General features: G+C 66.0%; 19 protein-coding genes and 1 pseudogene. 18 read left to right on the top strand and 2 right to left on the bottom strand.

Features of this window, described 5'->3' with window-relative positions:
- The first annotated feature begins 82 nt into the window (after window positions 1-82).
- The 12 genes from sufC (at window position 83) to L0D17_RS01165 (ending at window position 10,292) form a co-directional block, all read left to right on the top strand.
- Window positions 83-835, top strand: a complete 753-nt coding sequence (sufC, locus tag L0D17_RS01220; RefSeq protein ID WP_243093603.1) for a Fe-S cluster assembly ATPase SufC — start codon at window positions 83-85, stop codon at window positions 833-835.
- A complete protein-coding gene (gene sufB, locus L0D17_RS01215) occupies window positions 832-2,238 on the top strand; it encodes a Fe-S cluster assembly protein SufB (protein WP_243093602.1) in 1,407 nt (468 codons plus the stop codon). Before sufC ends, sufB begins: the two co-directional genes overlap by 4 nt.
- A gap of 58 nt (window positions 2,239-2,296) precedes the next feature.
- Entirely contained in the window at window positions 2,297-3,592 is a 1,296-nt protein-coding gene (gene sufD, locus L0D17_RS01210) for a Fe-S cluster assembly protein SufD (RefSeq protein ID WP_243093601.1), read from the top strand.
- A gap of 3 nt (window positions 3,593-3,595) precedes the next feature.
- Window positions 3,596-3,898, top strand: coding sequence for a Rieske (2Fe-2S) protein (locus tag L0D17_RS01205; protein ID WP_243093600.1), 303 nt, complete (start codon window positions 3,596-3,598; stop codon window positions 3,896-3,898).
- 117 nt (window positions 3,899-4,015) lie between these two features.
- Window positions 4,016-4,216, top strand: a complete 201-nt coding sequence (locus tag L0D17_RS01200; protein ID WP_008633461.1) for a CopZ family metallochaperone — start codon at window positions 4,016-4,018, stop codon at window positions 4,214-4,216.
- A 9-nt stretch (window positions 4,217-4,225) separates the two neighbouring features.
- Complete coding sequence (locus L0D17_RS01195) at window positions 4,226-4,510, top strand: metal-sensitive transcriptional regulator (RefSeq protein ID WP_015716307.1); 285 nt, start codon at window positions 4,226-4,228, stop codon at window positions 4,508-4,510.
- Between the two features lie 86 nt (window positions 4,511-4,596).
- Complete coding sequence (locus L0D17_RS01190; protein WP_243093599.1) at window positions 4,597-6,972, top strand: heavy metal translocating P-type ATPase; 2,376 nt, start codon at window positions 4,597-4,599, stop codon at window positions 6,970-6,972.
- A 37-nt stretch (window positions 6,973-7,009) separates the two neighbouring features.
- A complete protein-coding gene (locus L0D17_RS01185) occupies window positions 7,010-7,222 on the top strand; it encodes an SHOCT domain-containing protein (protein WP_019551341.1) in 213 nt (70 codons plus the stop codon).
- A complete protein-coding gene (locus tag L0D17_RS01180) occupies window positions 7,219-7,896 on the top strand; it encodes a response regulator transcription factor (protein WP_008633472.1) in 678 nt (225 codons plus the stop codon). The genes L0D17_RS01185 and L0D17_RS01180 overlap by 4 nt, the downstream gene beginning before the upstream one ends.
- Window positions 7,880-9,001 carry a sensor histidine kinase gene (locus tag L0D17_RS01175; RefSeq protein WP_243093598.1) on the top strand — a complete coding sequence of 374 codons (1,122 nt, stop codon included), beginning with the start codon at window positions 7,880-7,882 and terminating at the stop codon, window positions 8,999-9,001. Before L0D17_RS01180 ends, L0D17_RS01175 begins: the two co-directional genes overlap by 17 nt.
- A 10-nt stretch (window positions 9,002-9,011) precedes the next feature.
- Window positions 9,012-9,530: a CueP family metal-binding protein gene (locus L0D17_RS01170; protein WP_243093597.1), complete on the top strand. Its 519-nt coding sequence runs from the start codon at window positions 9,012-9,014 to the stop codon at window positions 9,528-9,530.
- A gap of 6 nt (window positions 9,531-9,536) precedes the next feature.
- Window positions 9,537-10,292, top strand: coding sequence for a beta propeller repeat protein (locus tag L0D17_RS01165; protein WP_243093596.1), 756 nt, complete (start codon window positions 9,537-9,539; stop codon window positions 10,290-10,292).
- Between the two features lie 3 nt (window positions 10,293-10,295).
- On the opposite strand, the gene L0D17_RS01160 is transcribed toward L0D17_RS01165, so the two are convergent.
- Together L0D17_RS01160 and L0D17_RS01155 are read right to left on the bottom strand one after the other, a co-directional pair.
- Window positions 10,296-10,931: a class I SAM-dependent methyltransferase gene (locus L0D17_RS01160; RefSeq protein ID WP_243093595.1), complete on the bottom strand. Its 636-nt coding sequence runs from the start codon at window positions 10,929-10,931 to the stop codon at window positions 10,296-10,298.
- A gap of 1 nt (window position 10,932) precedes the next feature.
- Window positions 10,933-11,763, bottom strand: a complete 831-nt coding sequence (locus L0D17_RS01155; RefSeq protein ID WP_014629035.1) for an urease accessory protein UreH domain-containing protein — start codon at window positions 11,761-11,763, stop codon at window positions 10,933-10,935.
- Window positions 11,764-11,856: 93 nt separating this feature from the next.
- Here L0D17_RS01155 and L0D17_RS01150 point away from each other — a divergent pair, with 93 nt between their 5' ends.
- From L0D17_RS01150 to L0D17_RS01125, 6 genes and pseudogenes are all read left to right on the top strand, one after another.
- Window positions 11,857-12,093 carry an SHOCT domain-containing protein gene (locus L0D17_RS01150; RefSeq protein WP_243093594.1) on the top strand — a complete coding sequence of 79 codons (237 nt, stop codon included), beginning with the start codon at window positions 11,857-11,859 and terminating at the stop codon, window positions 12,091-12,093.
- Window positions 12,090-12,743: a hypothetical protein gene (locus tag L0D17_RS01145; protein WP_018111091.1), complete on the top strand. Its 654-nt coding sequence runs from the start codon at window positions 12,090-12,092 to the stop codon at window positions 12,741-12,743. Before L0D17_RS01150 ends, L0D17_RS01145 begins: the two co-directional genes overlap by 4 nt.
- Before the next feature lie 139 nt (window positions 12,744-12,882).
- A pseudogene (locus L0D17_RS01140) lies at window positions 12,883-13,216 on the top strand (DUF302 domain-containing protein).
- Between the two features lie 58 nt (window positions 13,217-13,274).
- Window positions 13,275-14,678 (top strand): multicopper oxidase family protein, encoded by a 1,404-nt coding sequence (locus tag L0D17_RS01135; RefSeq protein WP_243093592.1) that lies wholly within the window; start codon window positions 13,275-13,277, stop codon window positions 14,676-14,678.
- 262 nt (window positions 14,679-14,940) lie between these two features.
- Window positions 14,941-17,010, top strand: a complete 2,070-nt coding sequence (locus L0D17_RS01130; RefSeq protein WP_243093591.1) for a heavy metal translocating P-type ATPase — start codon at window positions 14,941-14,943, stop codon at window positions 17,008-17,010.
- Between the two features lie 9 nt (window positions 17,011-17,019).
- The gene (locus L0D17_RS01125; RefSeq protein ID WP_243093590.1) at window positions 17,020-18,234 is read left to right on the top strand and encodes an aminotransferase class V-fold PLP-dependent enzyme; all 1,215 of its coding nucleotides are present in this window, start codon (window positions 17,020-17,022) and stop codon (window positions 18,232-18,234) included.

Genomic DNA, 18,234 nt, shown 5'->3' with positions numbered 1-18,234 from the left:
ATACTTTTGGAGGCGGAGGGGCTATACTCTTACTGCGAACGGGTCGCAGTAAGGGTGCGGCCCGGCCTTAGGAGGCAGAAGCATGAACCAGCTGGAAATCCGCGACCTCTGGGCTTCCATTGACGGCGAGACCATCCTCAAGGGCGTGAACCTGGTGGTCCCCAAGGGGGAGGTGCACGCCCTCATGGGCCCCAACGGGGCGGGCAAGAGCACCCTGGGCAAGATCCTGGCCGGCGACCCCGAGTACGTGGTGGAGAAGGGGGACATCCTCTTGGACGGGGAGAGCATCCTGGAGCTTTCCCCGGACGAGCGGGCCCGCAAGGGGCTTTTCCTGGCCTTCCAGTACCCGGTGGAGGTGCCAGGGGTCACCATCGCCAACTTCCTGCGCCTGGCCCTGCAGGCCAAGCTGGGCCGGGAGGTGGGGGTGGCGGAGTTCTGGGCCAAGGTGAAGAAGGCCCTGGAGATCCTGGACTGGGACGAAAGCTACCTCTCCCGCTACCTCAACGAGGGCTTCTCGGGCGGGGAGAAGAAGCGGAACGAAATCCTCCAGCTTCTGGTCCTGGAACCCGCCTACGCCGTCTTGGACGAGACCGACTCCGGGCTGGACATCGATGCCCTCAAGGTGGTGGCCCGGGGGGTGAACGCCATGCGGGGGCCAAACTTCGGCGCCCTGGTCATCACCCACTACCAGCGCCTTCTGAACTACATCGTCCCCGACCGGGTGCACGTGATGATGGACGGGCGCATCGTGGCGGAGGGCGGCCCCGAGCTGGCCCTGGAGCTGGAGGCCAAGGGTTACGAGTGGCTCCGGGAAAGGGTGAAGGAGGAAGCATGAGCGAGGCCGATCTGAGGGCACTGGGCGAAGAGTACAAGTACCACTTCGTGGACGAGGTCAAGCCGGTCTTCGTGGCCGAGCGGGGCCTCACCCGGAGGGTGATCGAGGCCATCAGCTACCACAAGGGGGAGCCCGAGTGGATGCTGAAGTTCCGCCTGCGGGCTTTGGAGATCTTCCAGAAGAAGCCCATGCCCACCTGGGGCCCCGACCTCTCGGGCCTGGACCTGGACAACCTCGTCTACTACGTGAAGCCCGCCGAGGTGCGGGACGCCAAGAGCTGGGAAGAGGTCCCGGAGGAGATCCGCAAGACCTACGAGCGCCTGGGCATCCCCGAGGCGGAGCGCAAGGTGCTGGCCGGGGTGGGGGCCCAGTACGACTCGGAGATGGTCTACCACCGGGTCAGGGAGGAGCTGGAGCGGCAGGGGGTCATCTTCGTGGCCATTGAGGAGGGCCTGAAAAAGTACGAGGACCTCTTCAGGGAGTACTTCGCCAAGGTGGTCCCCCCCGAGGACAACAAGTTCGCCGCCCTGAACTCCGCCGCCTGGTCTGGAGGCTCCTTCGTCTACGTGCCCCCAGGGGTCAAGGTGGAGCTCCCCTTGCAGGCCTACTTCCGGGTGAACACCCCCGAGTTCGGCCAGTTTGAGCGCACCCTCATCATCGTGGACGAGGGGGCGGAGGTGCACTACATTGAGGGCTGCACCGCCCCCATGTACTCCACGGAAAGCCTCCACACCGGGGTCATTGAGATCGTGGTGAAGCGGGGGGCGCGGAGCCGCTACACCACCATTCAGAACTGGTCCACCAACATGTACAACCTGGTGACCCAGCGGGCCTTGGTCTACGGGGACGCCTTCCACGAGTGGCTGGACGGCAACCTGGGCTCCAAGGTCACCATGAAGTACCCCTCCAGCTACCTCCTGGAGCCGGGGGCCCGCACGGAGATCCTCTCCATCGCCTTTGCCAAGACGGGGCAGCACCAGGACACCGGGGCCAAGATCATCCTGGGTGCCCCCCACACCTCGGGCACCATCGTCTCCAAGAGCATCTCCAAGGGCGAGGGTCGGGCCAGCTACCGCGGGTTGGTGAAGGTCCTGGACGGGGCCAAGCACGCCAAGGCCAACGTGGAGTGCGACGCCCTCCTCATTGACCCGGAAAGCCGCACGGACACCTACCCCTACATTGAGATTGAGGAGGACTCCGCCCACGTGGGGCACGAGGCCACGGTGTCCAAGATCAACGACGAGCAGATCTTCTACCTCCAGTCCCGGGGCCTCAAGGAAGACGAAGCGGCGGCCCTCATCGTCCGGGGCTTTATTGAGCCCATCGCCAAGGAGCTTCCCTTGGAGTACGCCGTGGAGCTCAACCGGCTCATTGAGCTGGAGATGGAGGGCTCGGTCGGCTAAAGGCCCTATGGCGCGGGAAGGGGCCTAAAGGCCTCTTCCCCTTTTGCGAGGAGGCAGGATGCAGGTACTGGACAAGACGCGGGTAGAGGCCATCTCCCAGGCTCTAGGCGAGCCCGCCTGGCTTCTGGAGAAGAGGCTTAAGGCCCTCGAGGCCTTCGCCAAACTCCCCTACCCCAGCAAGAAGGACGAGAACTGGCGCTACACCGACCTCTCCGAGGCCCCCTTGGAACAGGAGGTGGAAGCCCCCAAGGGCCTACGGCTTTCCCGGGACGAGCTTCCCGAGCTGGTGCGGCGCCGCTTGGAGAAGACGGACGTTTCCGGCTTCCTGGTCTTCGTGGGGCCCGATCTGGTCCACGCCGAGGTACCTGAGGAGCTTTCGGCCAAGGGCCTCGTCTTCACCTCATTGACCGAGGCCCTGAAAACCCACCCGGCCCAGGTGGAAAGCGCCCTCTTCCAAGGGGTCTACACCGAGGACAAGTTCGCCGCGCAGAACAGCGCCTTCTTCACCCACGGGGCCTTCCTCTACGTCCCGGCGGGGCTGGAGGTGGAAAAGCCCCTTGGGGTCTTCAAGGTGCTCTTGGAAGGGGAAAAGGCCTCCGCCGGGCGGAGCCTCCTCTTCCTGGAGGACAACGCCAAGGCCGCCTACATTGAGGAGTACCTCTCCCCTGACCTCCCCCCCACCCTGCACCTCTCCGCCACGGAGATGGTGCTCCGCCCCGGGGCCAGGCTCCGCCACGCCCACATCCAGACCTTTGGCCAGGGGGTGTGGCACTTCCACCGCCAGCGGGCCCTCCTGGAGCGGGACGCCGGGCTAAACGACCTGGTGGTGAACCTGGGGGGCGCTTACGCCCGGAGCGAGGTGGCTTCCGAGCTTCTCGGCCCCGGCGGCGAAAGCGAGATGCTGGGCCTTTACTTCGGCCATGGGCAGCAGCACTTTGACCACTACACCCTGCAGCACCACGTGGAGCACCACACCCGAAGCGACCTCCTCTACAAGGGTGCGGTGAAGGACGAGGCCAGGGCGGTCTTCTCCGGCCTCATCAAGCTGGAACGGGGGGCGCAGAAGACGGACGCCTACCAGGCCAACCGCAACCTCCTCCTCTCCCCCACGGCCCGGGTGGACTCCATTCCCCAGCTGGAAATCGGGGCCAACGACGTGCGCTGCACCCACGGGAGCACCACCGCCCCCGTGGACGAGGCGCAGCTCTTCTACCTCCAGTCCCGGGGCCTGCCCCGCACCTTGGCCCAGGAGCTCCTGGTGAAGGCCCACCTGGCGGACGTCCTTAACCGCATTCCTCTAAAGGCCTTAAGGGCCCACCTCGAGGCGGTCATCGAGGAAAAGGTGCGCATCTAAGCCATGTGGACCCCGGTGGCCCGGCTGAGCGAGCTGGAAAACGGCAGGCTGGTGGTCAAAAGGCCCGAGCACCGGAAGCCCATCCTCCTCCTCTACACCGGGGAGGAGGTCTTCGCCCTGGAGGACATCTGCACCCACGACGACGGCCCCCTCCACGAGGGGGATGTGGAAGACGGCCAGATCGTCTGCCCCCGGCACGGGGCCCGCTTCGACCTGAAAACAGGCCGACAGACCCTTCCCGCCCCCAGGCCCGTCAAGGTCTTCCCCGCCAAGCTGGAGGGGGATACCATCCTCCTGGACCTATAGACGCCCATCCCGTCCGCAAGGCCCCAAGGAGGACTTGGGGCCTTTGTCCTTGACGGCGGGCGGAAGAAGCGCTAGGGTGAGAATACCCACCCCACCTGGGGTGGGGGGAGGTAAGGGATGCTGAAGCTCAAGGTAGAAGGCATGACCTGCAACCACTGCGTGATGTCGGTGAAAAAGGCGCTTCTTAAGGTACCCGGGGTGGAGAAGGTCGAGGTGAGCCTGGAACGGGCCGAGGCCCTGGTGGAGGGCAAGGCGGACCCTGAGGCCTTGATCCGGGCCGTGGAAGAGGAAGGCTACCGGGCCGCCCTGGCGGGCTAAGGAGGCCCTGTGCCCCGCCACCCCCTCCACCTGGACCCCAAGGTGCGGGAAGAGGCCAAAAGGCGCCTCCTCTCCGCCAAGGGCCACCTCGAGGGCATCCTGCGCATGCTGGAGGATCCCCACGTCTACTGCGTGGACGTGCTGAAGCAACTCAAGGCGGTGGAGGGTGCCCTGGACCGGGTGGGGGAGATGGTCCTAAGGGCCCACCTCCGGGACCACGTGGCCACCGCCCACGAGCGGGGGGACGTGGAGGAAATCGTGGAGGAACTGATGGAGGCCCTCAAGTACCGTTGATCCCACCCGGTCCAGGGCGGGGCAGAAGCCCAAGGGCACACCAGCCCGGGGAAAGCAAAGGGGTTTCCGCTAGGGGGTATGAAGCTATGGCATTGGAAGTGAAGGTAGGGGTAAAGGGAATGACCTGCGCCTCATGCGTGGCGCGGGTGGAAAGGGCCTTAAAGAGGGCCCCGGGCGTGGAGGAAGCCCGGGTCAACCTCACCACCGAGGAAGCCTTTTTGCGCCTCCAGGAAGGCATAGACCTCAAGGAGGTCCTGAAGCAGGTGGAGGAGGCAGGTTACGAACCCGTGGTGGCCCGGGTGGAGATCCCCGTAAAGGGCATGACCTGCGCCGCCTGCGTGGCCCGGGTGGAAAGGGCCTTGAAGAAGCTACCCGGGGTGCTTTCCGCCCACGTGAACCTGGCCACGGAGAAGGCCTTCGTGGAGTACCTCCCGGACACCGTGACCCTGCCCCGCCTGCGCCAGGCCATCCGGGATGCAGGGTACGAGCCCCTGGAGGTGGTCCAGGAGGAAAAACGGGCCCCCGCTTATCCCTTGGACCTCCTCATCGCCCTGCCCTTTGCCTTCCTCACCCTTCTCCTAGCCATGGGGCCCATGCTTCTTCCCCTTCCCCACCTTCCTCCTCTCTTCCAGGTCCTCACCGCCCTCCCCGTCCTCTACGCCGGCCGGCGCTTCTTCCGCCAGGCCCTGGCGGAGATCCGGCACCGCTCCCTGGGCATGAGCACCCTGGTGGCCCTGGGGGCGGGAAGCGCCTACCTCTACTCCTTTTTGGTCCTCCTCTTCCCCACCCTGTTCCCCGAGGAGGCCCGCCATCTTTATCTGGAAGCAGGAGCGGTGATCCTGGCCCTGATCCTCTTGGGCAAGCACCTGGAGGAAAAGGCCAAGGGGAAGGCCTCGGAGGCCATCCGCAAGCTCCTGGCCTTGAGGCCCAAGACCGCCCGGGTGGTGCAGGAAGGGGAGGAAAAGGAGATCCCCGCCGAAGCCCTCATCCCTGGCGACCTGGTGCGGGTCCTTCCCGGCGAGCGCATCCCCGCCGACGGGGTGGTGGTGGAGGGCTTTAGCCACGTGGACGAGGCCATGCTCACCGGGGAGCCCATCCCCAAGGCCAAAAAGCCCGGGGATGAGGTGGTGGGGGGTACGGTGAACGGGGAAGGTCCCCTCCTCATCCGGGTAAGCCGGGTGGGGGAGGCCACGGTCCTGGCCCAGATGGCCCGCCTGGTGGAGGAAGCCCAGGCCTACAAGCCCCGGGTGCAGGAGGTGGCGGACCGCATCGCCAGCGTCTTCGTGCCCATCGTGCTCATCATCGCCCTTATCACCTTTACCCTTTGGATTCTCTATGGCCCCGGCCTCTCCTACGCCTTCGTGGCCCTCCTTTCCGTTCTCCTCATCGCCTGCCCTTGCGCCATGGGCCTCGCCACCCCGGCGGCCATCGCCGTGGCCACGGGGCGGGCGGCCCAGCTCGGCCTCCTCTTCCGCAAGGGGACGGCCCTCGAGGCCCTGGCCCGGGCGGATACCGTGGTCCTGGACAAGACCGGGACCCTGACCCAAGGGAAGCCCACCCTCACGGAACGCCTGGGGTTTGCCCTAAGCCCTGAGGAGGCCTTGCGCCTCGCCGCCGCCTTGGAGCGGGGAAGCGAACACCCCATCGCCAAGGCGGTTCTGGAGGCAGCCAGGGATCTCAGCCTGCCCGAGGCCCAGGCGGTGCGGGCTCTTCCCGGGGAGGGGATCGAGGGAGTGGTGGAGGGGAAGAAGCTTTACCTGGGGGGTCCAGCCCTGATGGAGAGGCTTGGGGTGGCGCTTCCCAAGGAGGCCTGGGAGCTATCCGAAAAGGGCTACACTCCCCTTTACCTGGCGGATGGGGAGAGGCTTTTGGCCGCCTTCGGGGTCTTTGACCCCCCCAAGCCCGAGGCGCGAAGGGTGGTGGCCGCTTTAAAGGCCCTGGGCCTCAAACCCGTCCTCCTCACCGGAGACCACCCCGTTCCAGCCCGACGGGTGGCCGAGGCCTTGGGCATAGAGGAGGTGCTGGCCGGGGTGCGCCCTGAGGGTAAGGTGGAGGCCATACGGCACCTCCAGGCCCAGGGGCGGAAGGTGATCTTTGTGGGGGACGGCATCAACGACGCCGCCGCCTTGGCCCAGGCCGATGCGGGCATCGCCCTGGCCACGGGCACGGACATCGCCGTGGAGGCAGGGGATGTCATCCTGCTTTCTCCGAGCCTGGAAAGCTTGGTGGACGCCATCCTTCTGGCACGGCGTACCCTTCGGACCATCTACCTCAACTTCTTCTGGGCCTACGCCTACAACATCCTCCTCATCCCCGTGGCGGCCGGGGCTCTTTACCCCTTCACGGGGCTTCTTCTGAACCCCATGCTGGCGGCCGGTGCCATGACCCTCTCCAGCCTCTTCGTGCTCAGCAACTCCTTGAGGCTAAAAGGGTTCCAGCCAAGGAGCTTTACCGTAGCTTAATCTGCCGAGGCTAAGCTGGAACTAGGAGGTGAAAGGTATGTGGTGGTGCGACCACGGTGGGTACCTGGGCTGGTGGGGGCCCCTCTTAAGCCTCCTTTGGTTCGCCCTCCTAGGCCTCTTGGTCTACTGGATCGTCAGGACCTTAGCCCCTGAGCGGCGGGACCGGGCCTTAGAGGTGCTAAGGGAGCGCTACGCCAGGGGGGAGATCGACAAGGAAACCTTTGAGCGGATGAAGCGGGACCTGGCATGAAGGTCCTCCTGGTGGACGACGACCCGGCCCTCCTCGAGGTCCTCGGGGCCTACCTCGAGGGGGCCGGGTTTGAGGTCCTCGTGGCGGAGGACGGGGAGAAAGCCCTGGAGCTCTTCCCCACCGCCGATCTCGTCATCCTGGACCTGATGCTCCCCAAGGTGGGGGGCTTGGAGGTGGCCCGCATCCTGCGAAGGGAGCGCCCCGAGCTTCCCCTCCTCATCCTCACCGCCAAGGGGGAGGAGGAGGACCGCGTCCTAGGCCTGGAGCTCGGGGCCGACGACTACGTGGTCAAGCCCTTTAGCCCCAAGGAGGTGGTGGCCCGGGTCAAGGCCCTGTTGCGCCGAGCCGGGCTTAAGGAAGAGCTCGTTTACGGCCCCTTACGCATCCTCCCCAAGGCCCGCCAGGCCTACCTGGAGGGCAGACCCCTCTCCCTTTCCCGGCTGGAGTTTGACCTCCTTTTGACCCTCGCCCAGCACCCGGGGATGGTCTTCAGCCGGGAAAGGCTTTTGGAGAAGGTCTGGGGACCGGACTTTCCGGGCGTGGACCGGGTGGTGGACGTGCACATTGCCTCTCTCCGAAAAAAGCTCGGGGACGACCCGGAAAACCCCCGCTTCCTGGAGACGGTGCGGGGCGTGGGCTACCGCTTCAAGGACCTGGATGCGCCTCTTCCTTAAGCTCTTTCTGAGCCACCTTCTGGTGGCCCTGCTCGCCCTTGGGCTTCTCCTGCTCCTGGCCGAGGCCTTCGCCCCCGCCTTCTACCGGGGGCACGTGGAGCGCATGTACCACGCCCTGGCCATGATGGGCGGGGGCATGATAGCCGAGGCCCTAAGGCAGGACCTGGAAAAGGGCCTGCGCTCCACCCTCACCGCCGCCCTCCTCTCCGCCCTCCCCCTTTCCGCCTTGGGGGCCCTTCTCACCGCCCTTTTCGCCAGCCTCCGCCTTTATCGCACCGCAAGGCTTCTCGCCGAGGGGAGCCGGCGCATGGCCCAGGGGGAGTACGGAATCCGGCTTCCCCTCTTGGAGCGGGACGAGCTCGGGGAGCTTGCCCTCCACTTCAACCGCCTGGCCGAGGCCTTGGAGAAGGTGGAGCGAACCCGGGCCGAGCTCATCGGCACCGTGGCCCACGAGCTCAGGACCCCCTTGGCCGCCCTCCAAGGCTACGCCGAGGGGCTTATGGACGGGGTCCTCTCCAAAGAAAAGGCGGCCGAAGGGATCCTGCGGGAGGTCAAGGCCCTGGGGCGCCTGGTGGAGGACCTCTCCCTCGTCTCCCGGGTGGAGGCGAAGGCGGTGGAGATCCGCCCCAGGCCCTTGGACCCCAAAGGCCTGCTTGAAGAGGCCTTCACCCGCTTCCAAAGCGCCTTCCAGGCCAAGGGGGTGGCGCTTCGCCTGGAGGCGCCGGAGGGGCTTTCCCCGGTGTGGGCCGATGAGGAAAGGGTCCTCCAGGTGCTGGCCAACCTCCTCACCAACGCCCTCCGCCACACGCCCCCAGGCGGCGAGGTGTGCCTTGGGGCCTTCCGCCAGGGGGAGGCTGTGGCCTTCCAGGTGGAGGACACCGGACCCGGCATCCCCCCGGAGCACCTGCCCCACATCTTTGAGCGCTTCTACCGGGTGGACAAGGCCCGCAGCCGCAAGGAGGGAGGAAGCGGGGTGGGGCTCACCGTCGCCAAGGGCCTGGTGGAGGCCATGGGGGGAAGGATCTTCGTGGAAAGCCAAGTGGGCCAGGGAAGTCGTTTCACCTTCACCCTTCCCCTTTACAAGGGCTTAACATCCCAAGGCTAGGGTAAAGGGCATGAGAAAGACGTTGGCGTTCCTAGGCGTGGCGTTGGCCTTGGGACTGGCCCAGGCCCCTAGCCCTGAGGCCCTCAAGGGCCTGAAGCCCGAAGAGGCCCTGGCCCTGGCCAAGCGGTGGCGGGAGGAAGGGCAAAGGGTGGTGAGCTACGTGACCCCCGAGGCCTTCTTCTTCGAGTTCCCGGACGGTCGCAAAGCCCAGGTGGCCCTCAAGGACCGCTTCCTTCTGGCGATAGCCCCCTACGTGAGCCGTACCCATCCCTGCCAGGTCCACTACTTCTCCAGCTGCACGGGGGAACTCCAGGAGGAGGTCTTTGAGGTCCGGGTGCTGGAGGGGGAAAAGGAGGTGCTCAAGACCCAGGTCAAGACAGGAAAGGACGGCTTCTTTGAGCTTTGGTTGCCCCGGAACCGCCGCTACACTCTGGAGATCCGCTTTGGAAATCTGGTGGCCACAGGGCCCGTGGCCACCTTCAGCCAAAGCCCCACCTGCCTGACCGGCTTCCGCCTTGCCTCGCGGTAGAACGCCATGCGCCCTCTCGCCCTCCTTCTCACCCTGGGCCTTGCCCTGGCCCAAACCTCCTTGGGCCCGGTGCCTACCCGGGACGTCCACGCCCTTTTATGGCACCCCTCGGGAGCCTTGCTCCTGGGCCACCACGACGGCATTGTTCTCTGGAATAACAGCACCCCCCAGGACCTGGTGCGGCGGCGGGACTGGGACGCCATGAACCTGGCCTGGGACGGTGAGCGCCTCCTGGTAGCCGGGCACTGGATCTATGCGGAAAGCCGGGATCTCAAGCGCTTCCGCGACCTAAAGCCCAAGGGCCTTCCTGCGTTAGACCTCCACGCTTACACCATCGACCCCAGAAAGCCCCAGGTCCACTACGCCCTCGAGGCCACCTACGGCTACTTCCAGAGCCAGGATGGAGGGCAGACCTGGACGAAGTTGCCTGCCCAGGGCCTGCCCAAGGCGGGGATGGCCTTTTTACTGGTGGACCAAAAAGGGCGCCTCTGGGCCTCCCTTATGGAAAGAGGGCTCTTCCTGAGCGAGGACGGGGGCCAAAGCTTCCGCCCCCTCCCCTCCCCAGACCCTGCCCCGGGACCCTTGGCCCTCTCCCCCTCCGGCACCCTGCACCTGGGAGGAAAGCTCGGCCTCTGGCGGCAGACGGAGGCAGGGTGGCGCAGGCTCTGGCAGGGGACGGTCCTGGCCCTGGCCGCCCACCCCCAGGAGGAGGGCCTGCTGGCCTGGGTGGACGGAAGGGGCACCCTCTGGAGGGGGCGCTAAGGGCTATTCCTTCCAGGCCACCCCGGCCACATGGGGGGCCACCAGGGAAAGGGGCAAAGCGAAGGACGCTGCCTCCACCCGGGCAAACCCGGCCTCCCGGATAAGGGCCAGGGTTTCCCGGTTGGGGTGGCAGCCATCCCCCAAGAAGGCCCATAGGGGGCAGAGGAGGTCCTGGGCCCAGCGCAGGCCGGAACCCCGGGGAGCGGCCACATGTTCCAAAAAGACGAAACGCCCCCCGGGCTTCAACACCCTGAGGATCTCCGCCAACGCCCGCCTGGGATCCTCCACCGAGCACAGGACCAAGGTGGCCACCACGGCATCCACGCTTTCCTGCGGCAGGGGAATCTCCTCCGCCTGGCCCAGCAGCACCTCGCCCAAGACTCCCCTCTGCCGCAAGGCCGTTTCCAACCAGGGGTGCAGGTGGGGATTGGGCTCGAGGCCAATCCAGTAGACCCCATCCGGCAGGTAGGCCAGGTTGACCCCCGTTCCCGGGCCGATCTCCAACACCGTGCCCGCCAGGTCTCCCAAAAGCCTCCTCCGCCAAGGCTCGCTTACGTGGGCGTGCCCCTGGGAAAGGGTGGGTAGCAGTGCGGCGAAGAACCGAGCCCTTAAGCCCCCCTTAGCCCCCATGCTTCCCATGCTAGAGGTTCCAGTAAAGCACCGTGTCCAAAAGCCCCAGGGCCACGAAGACCACCCCTGCGCCCCTTAGAAGGACGCTTCCCGCAAGGCGCATCCCCCTCAAGGCCTGGCCCCGGCTCATGCGGGCGAAAAGGAAGAGCAGGAAACCCAGGGGAAAGCCCGTCCCCAGGGCGAAGAGAAGGGGAAAGAGAAACCCAAAGGGAGAGGCCAGGGCCAAGGGAAGTAGAAGCCCGAAGAAAAGCCAGAAGAGGGTAGGGCAGAAGGCCAAGCCGTAAACCCCGCCCAAAGCTAAGGGCCCAAGAAGTCCACCCCACGCCTCCACCCGGGCCACCCAGCCCTCCGATGCCGCCCAGGCCAGGGGCCAGCGCACCACCCCCAAGAGGCCCAAGCCCACCAGGATCATGAAGGGCCCAAGGGCCAGCCGCACCGGGCGGAAGATGGCCCCGGGGTTGTCCAGGGACCCGCCCAGCAAGAAGAGGACCACTCCGGCAAGCACCAGGTAGGTGAGGGCCTTCCCCAGGAGAAAGGCCAGAAACCTGGGCCAGACCCTTCCCTGAATAGCGGAAGGAGCCAGATAGGCCAGGGCGCTGGCCCCGGTGGTGATCTGGCAGGGAGCAAAGGCCGCCAAGACCCCAACAAGGAAAGCCGAAAGCCAAGGAACCCCCACTTCCCGCCTCAGCCCATCCACCCAGGGGGCCAGGAGAGCGTAAAGAGTGTTGGCCGTTCGGTAAAGGCTTCGGGAAACCTCCTCCAGTAGCCCGCTTCCCAGGGCCAACCCCACCAGGCCCAGGACGGCAAGACCCAGCACCAGCAGCCCTCCTCGCATGCCCATCAGCTTAAGGGCCAAACGTTAAGTGCCGGTAAAGCCCCTTTATGCCAGCTTAACAATACTGGCCTAGGGTACAGGTGGAGGTGGATCGTGGGCATGATGGGTTGGGGCGGCATGGGTTTCGGGTGGTTCCTCGGGCTTCTCAACATGCTCCTCATCCTGGCCCTCTTGGCTGGCCTCTTTTACCTGGGGCTTCGGGCCTGGGGGGGAGGCGGCGGGCCCAAAAAGGATGAGGCCCTGGAGGCCCTGCGCCTCCGGTACGCCAGGGGCGAGCTGGACGAGGAAACCTACAAAAGGTTGCGGAAGGAACTGGAAAAGGGAGGTGCAGCATGAAACGCTACGGTTTAACTTTAGGAGTTCTGGCCCTCGCGCTTTTAGGCCTTGCCCTCACCCAGGGCATGATGGGGGGCTTTGGCCCGGGGATGATGGGCTACGGCCCCCAGTACGGCCCGGGGATGATGGGCTACGGGATGATGGGCGGCCACGGGATGATGGGCATGATGGCGGTCTACCCCCCGGAGGCCCAGCCCATCCCCCAGAAAGAGGCCAAGGCTCGGATGGAAGCCTACGCCAAGCGCATCTACCCGGGGGCACGCCTTAAGGACTTCATGGTCTTCAGCCAAAACTACTATGCCCAGGTGGTGGACGAGAAGGGGCAGGGGCTTTTTGAGCTCATCGCCGACCGCTACACCGGGGTAGTCTCCCCGGAACCTGGCCCCAACATGATGTGGAACACCCGCTACAGCATGATGGGCGGGCCCGTGCAGACTCCTGTCCGCTTCTCTGTGGAGGAAGCCAGGAAGCTGGCCGAAACCTTCCTGAAAGGCTACCTCCCGGGTGCCCGGGTCCTGGAAGCCGGGGCTTTCCCCGGGTACTACACCTTTGACTTCGGGCGTAAGGAGGTGGAGGGCATGCTTTCCGTGAACGCCTACACAGGGGAGGTCTGGGTCCACACCTGGCACGGCTTCTTCCTGGGAGAGTGATCCCGGTAGGGCCCTTGCCCGGGGCAGCTGCCCTGGGCGGGGCCCGGGCCTTTCCTATACCCCCCAAAACCCCTCAACACAACTTTCACGAAAGGCCTTTTCCCTCAGGTTCCGCTACACTTTAGGTAAGGAGGGTATCGTGACGGACCTAAGGAAAACCCTAAAAGCCAGCCTGGCCGAGGCCCGGGCCCGGCTGGAGGCCGCTCTAAAGGAAGAGGGCTTCGGCATCCTCACGGAGATCGATGTGGCCGCCACCCTAAAAGCCCGCCTGGGCCTGGAAAGGCCCCCTTACCTGATCCTGGGGGCCTGCAACCCGAACCTGGCCGCTAAGGGAGGGCGAGGAGGGGGTGGAAATCCTCCTTCAGGATCCCAAGGGCATGTTCCAGGTCCTCCCTCCGGAAAAGCAGGAGACGCTCAAGCCCGTGGTGGAGGAAGCCAGAAGCCGGTTGGAGAAAGCCTTGGCTAAACTTTAAAGGGTTCCAAAGGGACCTTTATACTTCCTTTACAAACCTCCCTTACCCTCATGGAGGTATGAATGCGGACCGCCGAACCCTTTTAAAGCTCACCGCAGGCCTCCTCCTCTCCCCCCTGGCCAGGGGGCAGGCCCCCTTTCCCGAGCCCCCGGTGCTCAAAAGCCGGGAAGGGCTATTACAGGTGCGGTTGAAGGTGGCCCCCACTCCCGTTACCGTGGCCGGGCGGGAAGCTCGGCTTTGGACCTATGGGGGTAGCTTCCCGGGGCCCACCCTTCGGGTACGCCCCGGGGATACGGTTCGCCTCGGGCTGGAAAACCTCCTCCCCGAATCCACCAACCTGCACTGGCACGGGCTTCCCATCTCCCCCAAGGTGGACGACCCCTTTTTGGAAATCCCGCCCAGGGAAACCTGGAGCTATGTTTTCACCGTCCCCCAGGACCTGGCGGGAACCTTCTGGTACCATCCCCACTTGCACGGGCGGGTGGCCCCCCAGCTCTTTGCCGGCTTAGCTGGGGCCCTGGTGGTGGAAAGCCCCGTGGACGGGATTCCTGAACTCCGGGAAGCCGAGGAGCACCTTTTGGTCCTCAAGGACCTGGAACTCGCATCAGGCCGCCCCGCCGCCCACACCCCCATGGACTGGATCAACGGCAAAGAGGGCAGCCTGGTCCTGGTGAACGGGGCCTCCCGCCCCACCTTGCGGGCCGGCAAGGCCACTTTACGCCTCCGCCTCCTGAACGCCAGCAACGCCCGCTACTACCGGCTCCAGTTGGAAGGGCATCCCCTTTACCTCATCGCCAGCGACGGGGGCTTCCTGGAGGAACCCTATGAGGTCCCCGAACTCCTCCTGGCCCCCGGGGAACGGGCAGAGGTCCTGGTGCGCTTCCAGAAGGAAGGGGCTTTCCGCCTCCTCGCCCTGCCCTACGACCGGGGGGTCCACATGATGGGCGGGATGGAGCACATGGGCCACGGAGGAATGGCCATGGGAACAAGCCAAAGGCCCCAAACCCTCCTCACCCTGGTGGCCCCCTTACGGCCCAAACCCCTTCCCTTGCCTAAGGCCCTGGCCAAGCTACCCGCTCCCAACCCCAACCTGGCCAGGGTGACCCGGCGCATCACCTTCACGGAGGACATGATGGCCGGGCGCTTCTTCATCAACGGCAAGACCTTTGACCACCGTCGGGTGGACTTCCGCGGGCGGGTGGGCGACCTCGAGGTCTGGGAAGTGGAAAACCAAGGGAACATGGACCATCCCTTCCACCTCCACACCCATCCCTTCCAGGTCCTCTCCGTGAACGGCAAGGCCTTCCCTTACCGCGCCCTTAAGGACGTGGTGAACCTAAAGGCCCAGGAAGTGGTGCGCCTCCTGGTTCCCCTAAAGGATCTGCCCGGGAAGACCGTCTTCCACTGCCACATCGTGGAGCACGAAGACCGGGGCATGATGGGGGTGCTGGAGGTGGGCTAGTGCATCCCCACCGCCATCCTCCCCACGCCCCTCCCTCCCAGGTCCAGAACCGGCATGCGGGCCTCATCCAAGACAAGACCCCGAGGCCATGTTCCGGGTTCTCCCCGAGGCCACCCAAAGGGCCCTGGCCCCCGTGGCCGAGGAGGCCCGGACCAGGCTCTCCCGCGCCCTTTCCCGGCTCTAAAGACCCATTCTCGCTTTTTCCTCCACCCCTCCCCTCAGGGGGAGGGGTGTAAAATCTCCTTAAGAAGGAGGTGCCCAGATGAAGGACAATCGCACCCACCACGCGCACGAGCACCATCACCACCCCTCTCCTTCCGAACCCAAGCACGCCCACCCCTCCGGGGAACACGCTTCCCACACGGGCCACGACAAGCACGCCGGGCACACCCCGGAGATGTTTCGGGACCGCTTTTTCGTAAGCCTCCTTCTCACCCTCCCCATCCTCTACTTCTCCGAACATCTCCAAGATTGGTTCGGCTACCGGGCAGCCCAGTTCCCGGGAAGCGCCTGGGTGAACCCCGTCTTGGGGACGATCCTCTACTTCTACGGCGGCCTGGTCTTCCTAAAGGGGGCGCTTCGCGAGCTTCGGGCGCGCACCCCCGGGATGATGACCCTCATCGCCCTGGGGATCACCGCGGCCTACGGCTACAGCCTGGCCGTCTCCTTGGGCCTTCCGGGAATGCCCTTTTACTGGGAGCTGGCCACGCTCATTGACGTGATGCTCCTCGGGCACTGGCTGGAGATGGCCTCGGTGCAGGCAGCAAGCCGGGCCCTGGAGGAACTCTCCAAGCTCATGCCCACCACCGCCCACCGGATCGTGGGCGACCGCATAGAAGACATACCCGTCTCCGCCCTCAAAGAGGGGGACCTGATCCTTATCCGCCCCGGGGAGCAGGTGCCGGCGGACGGGGTGGTGGTGGAGGGCGCTTCCACGATGAACGAGGCCTTCCTCACCGGGGAGTCCCGGCCCGTGCCCAAAGAACCGGGAGACGAGGTGATAGCCGGGGCGGTGAACGGGGAGGGCGCCCTCAAGGTCCGGGTCACCCGCACCGGGGAGGCCACCACCCTAAGCCAGATCCTGCGACTGGTACAGGAAGCCCAAGCCTCCCGGAGCCGCTTCCAGGCCCTGGCAGACCGGGTTGCGGGGTGGCTCTTCTACATCGCCCTTACCCTCGGCACCCTCACCTTCCTCGTCTGGCTCGCCCTGGGACGGGACTTCAACTTCGCCCTCTCCCTGGCAGTAACCGTGGTGGTCATCGCCTGCCCCCACGCCCTAGGCCTCGCCATCCCCCTGGTCATGGTGAACGCCACGGCCCTGGCTGCCCGGCACGGCATCCTGGTCCGGAACCGGGAAGCCTTTGAACGCGCCCGGGAGATCCGCTTCGTGGCCTTGGACAAGACCGGGACCCTCACCGAGGGGCGCTTCGCCGTTCGGGCAATATACACTGAGGAGTTTTCCGAGGAAGAGGTGCTTTCCCTAGCTGCGGCCCTCGAGGCTTTCTCGGAACACCCCTTGGCCCAGGCCATCGTGGAAGCGGCGGAAGGCAGGGGGCTTCCCCGCCCTGAGGTCCGGGACTTCCAAGCAGTCCCCGGCAAAGGCGTGGAGGGCACCCTCGAGGGTAAACGCTACCGGGTGGGCCGGCCCGAGTGGGCGGAGGAGCTTGGGCTAAGGGTGTCCGAGGCCCTAAAGCGAGGCCTCCGGGAGGCCGAAGGCCGGGGGGAAAGCGTCGTTGCCCTCATGGACGAGGAGCGGGTTTTGGCCTACTTCGCTTTGGCCGACCGCATCCGTCCCTCCGCCAAGGAAGCCGTCCAACGGCTGAAGGCCATGGGCCTCACCCCCGTGATGATCACGGGGGACGCCGAGGCCGTGGCCAAAACCGTGGCCCAGGAGCTGGGAATTCAGCGGTACCACGCCCGGGTCCTACCCCAGGACAAAGCCCGGATCGTACGCGAGCTCAAGACCCAAGGCCCCACCGCCTTCGTCGGCGACGGCATTAACGACGCCCCCGCTCTCCTCGAGGCCGACCTGGGCATCGCCATCGGGGCGGGGACCAACGTGGCCATCGAGTCGGCGGATCTTGTTCTGGTGGAAAGCGACCCCCTGGACGTGGTCCGCGCCCTCCTCCTCGCCCGGGCCACCTACGCCAAGATGGTGCAGAACCTCTTCTGGGCCACGGGCTACAACGCCATCGCCCTGCCCCTGGCCGCCGGGGTGGCCTACCCCTTTGGGATCGTCCTTTCTCCGGCGGTGGGAGCGCTTTTCATGAGCCTCTCCACGGTGATCGTGGCCCTAAACGCCATGCTCCTCAGGCGGGTGCGCCTGGACTAGACTGAGGGCATGGACCTAAGCACCCTAAGGGTGGACTTCCCCCTGATCGCCGGGCGGCCCGACCTCGTCTATCTGGACTCCGCCGCCACGAGCCAAAAGCCAAGGCGCGTCATTGAGTCCCTGAAGCGCTTCTACGAGACCCTGAACGCCAACGTCCACCGGGGGGCCTACCGGCTTTCCGCCGAGGCCACCGAGGCCTACGAGGAGGCCCGCAAAAGGCTTGCCCGCTTCCTGAACGCAAACCCCCAGGAGATCGTCTTTGTGCGCAACACCACCGAGGCCATGAACCTGGTGGCCTACGCCTGGGGCCTACGGCACCTGCGGGAGGGGGACGAGGTCCTGGTCACCGAGATGGAGCACCATGCGGGCCTCGTCCCCTGGCACCTGGTGGCGGGCCTCACCGGGGCGAAGGTGAAGGCCATCCCCCTCACGGAGGAGGGAAGGTTGGACCTGAGTGCCCTGGACCGCCTCCTCACCGAGAGGACCAAGGTGGTCTCCCTGGTGCACATGTCCAACGTCCTCGGGACCATCAACCCGGTGGCGGAGATCGCCCGGCGAGCCAAAGCGGTGGGGGCCCTGGTGGTGGTGGACGGGGCCCAGTCCGCCCCCCACCTCCCCGTGGACGTGAAGGCCCTGGGGGCCGACTTCTTCGCCCTCTCCGGGCACAAGATGCTGGGGCCCACGGGGGCCGGGGTGCTTTGGGGCCGCTACCCGGTGCTGGAGGAGATGGGGCCCTTCCTGGGAGGCGGGGAGATGATCCGGGAGGTCCACGTGGACCGCTCCACCTACGCCCCCCCGCCCCAGCGCTTTGAGGCGGGCACTCCCCCCATCGCCGAGGCCATCGCCCTGGGGGAGGCGGCCCAGTACCTGATGGAGGTGGGCATGGAGCGGGTCATGGCCCACGACCGGGCCCTCCTGGACTACGCCCTAAAGCGCCTGGCGGAGGTGCCGGACCTCAAGGTCTACGGGCCCCAGGGGCCAGACCGGGGGGCGGTGATCCCCTTCACCCTGGGCCGCCTCCACGCCCACGACCTGGCCACCTTCCTGGACGGGGAGGGCATCGCCGTGCGGGCCGGGCACCACTGCGCCCAGCCCCTGCACCGCAAGCTGGGCCTGGCCGCCACCGCCCGGGCCAGCTTCTACCTCTACAACACGCAGGAGGAGGTGGACCGCCTGGTGGAAGCCCTCCTCAAGATCCGCAAAGAGATGGCCGCCTGGGTTTAG

The sequence above is a fragment of the Thermus thalpophilus genome (genome assembly GCF_022760915.1).
In the GTDB taxonomy this organism is placed as follows: domain Bacteria; phylum Deinococcota; class Deinococci; order Deinococcales; family Thermaceae; genus Thermus; species Thermus thalpophilus.
This window is presented reverse-complemented; position numbering and strand designations above follow the sequence as displayed.

Bases quoted from the DNA above. Each gene is read 5' to 3' on its own strand.
- L0D17_RS01180 (WP_008633472.1), top strand. From the start codon at position 7,219: ATGAAGGTCCTCCTGGTGGACGACGACCCGGCCCTCCTCGAGGTCCTC.
- L0D17_RS01155 (WP_014629035.1), bottom strand. From the start codon at position 11,763: ATGGGCATGCGAGGAGGGCTGCTGGTGCTGGGTCTTGCCGTCCTGGGC.
- sufD (WP_243093601.1), top strand. From the start codon at position 2,297: ATGCAGGTACTGGACAAGACGCGGGTAGAGGCCATCTCCCAGGCTCTA.
- L0D17_RS01165 (WP_243093596.1), top strand. From the start codon at position 9,537: ATGCGCCCTCTCGCCCTCCTTCTCACCCTGGGCCTTGCCCTGGCCCAA.
- L0D17_RS01175 (WP_243093598.1), top strand. From the start codon at position 7,880: ATGCGCCTCTTCCTTAAGCTCTTTCTGAGCCACCTTCTGGTGGCCCTG.
- sufB (WP_243093602.1), top strand. From the start codon at position 832: ATGAGCGAGGCCGATCTGAGGGCACTGGGCGAAGAGTACAAGTACCAC.
- L0D17_RS01150 (WP_243093594.1), top strand. From the start codon at position 11,857: ATGATGGGTTGGGGCGGCATGGGTTTCGGGTGGTTCCTCGGGCTTCTC.
- L0D17_RS01205 (WP_243093600.1), top strand. From the start codon at position 3,596: ATGTGGACCCCGGTGGCCCGGCTGAGCGAGCTGGAAAACGGCAGGCTG.
- L0D17_RS01170 (WP_243093597.1), top strand. From the start codon at position 9,012: ATGAGAAAGACGTTGGCGTTCCTAGGCGTGGCGTTGGCCTTGGGACTG.
- L0D17_RS01125 (WP_243093590.1), top strand. From the start codon at position 17,020: ATGGACCTAAGCACCCTAAGGGTGGACTTCCCCCTGATCGCCGGGCGG.
- L0D17_RS01145 (WP_018111091.1), top strand. From the start codon at position 12,090: ATGAAACGCTACGGTTTAACTTTAGGAGTTCTGGCCCTCGCGCTTTTA.
- L0D17_RS01160 (WP_243093595.1), bottom strand. From the start codon at position 10,931: ATGGGAAGCATGGGGGCTAAGGGGGGCTTAAGGGCTCGGTTCTTCGCC.
- L0D17_RS01130 (WP_243093591.1), top strand. From the start codon at position 14,941: ATGAAGGACAATCGCACCCACCACGCGCACGAGCACCATCACCACCCC.
- L0D17_RS01190 (WP_243093599.1), top strand. From the start codon at position 4,597: ATGGCATTGGAAGTGAAGGTAGGGGTAAAGGGAATGACCTGCGCCTCA.
- L0D17_RS01185 (WP_019551341.1), top strand. From the start codon at position 7,010: ATGTGGTGGTGCGACCACGGTGGGTACCTGGGCTGGTGGGGGCCCCTC.
- sufC (WP_243093603.1), top strand. From the start codon at position 83: ATGAACCAGCTGGAAATCCGCGACCTCTGGGCTTCCATTGACGGCGAG.
- L0D17_RS01200 (WP_008633461.1), top strand. From the start codon at position 4,016: ATGCTGAAGCTCAAGGTAGAAGGCATGACCTGCAACCACTGCGTGATG.
- L0D17_RS01135 (WP_243093592.1), top strand. From the start codon at position 13,275: ATGAATGCGGACCGCCGAACCCTTTTAAAGCTCACCGCAGGCCTCCTC.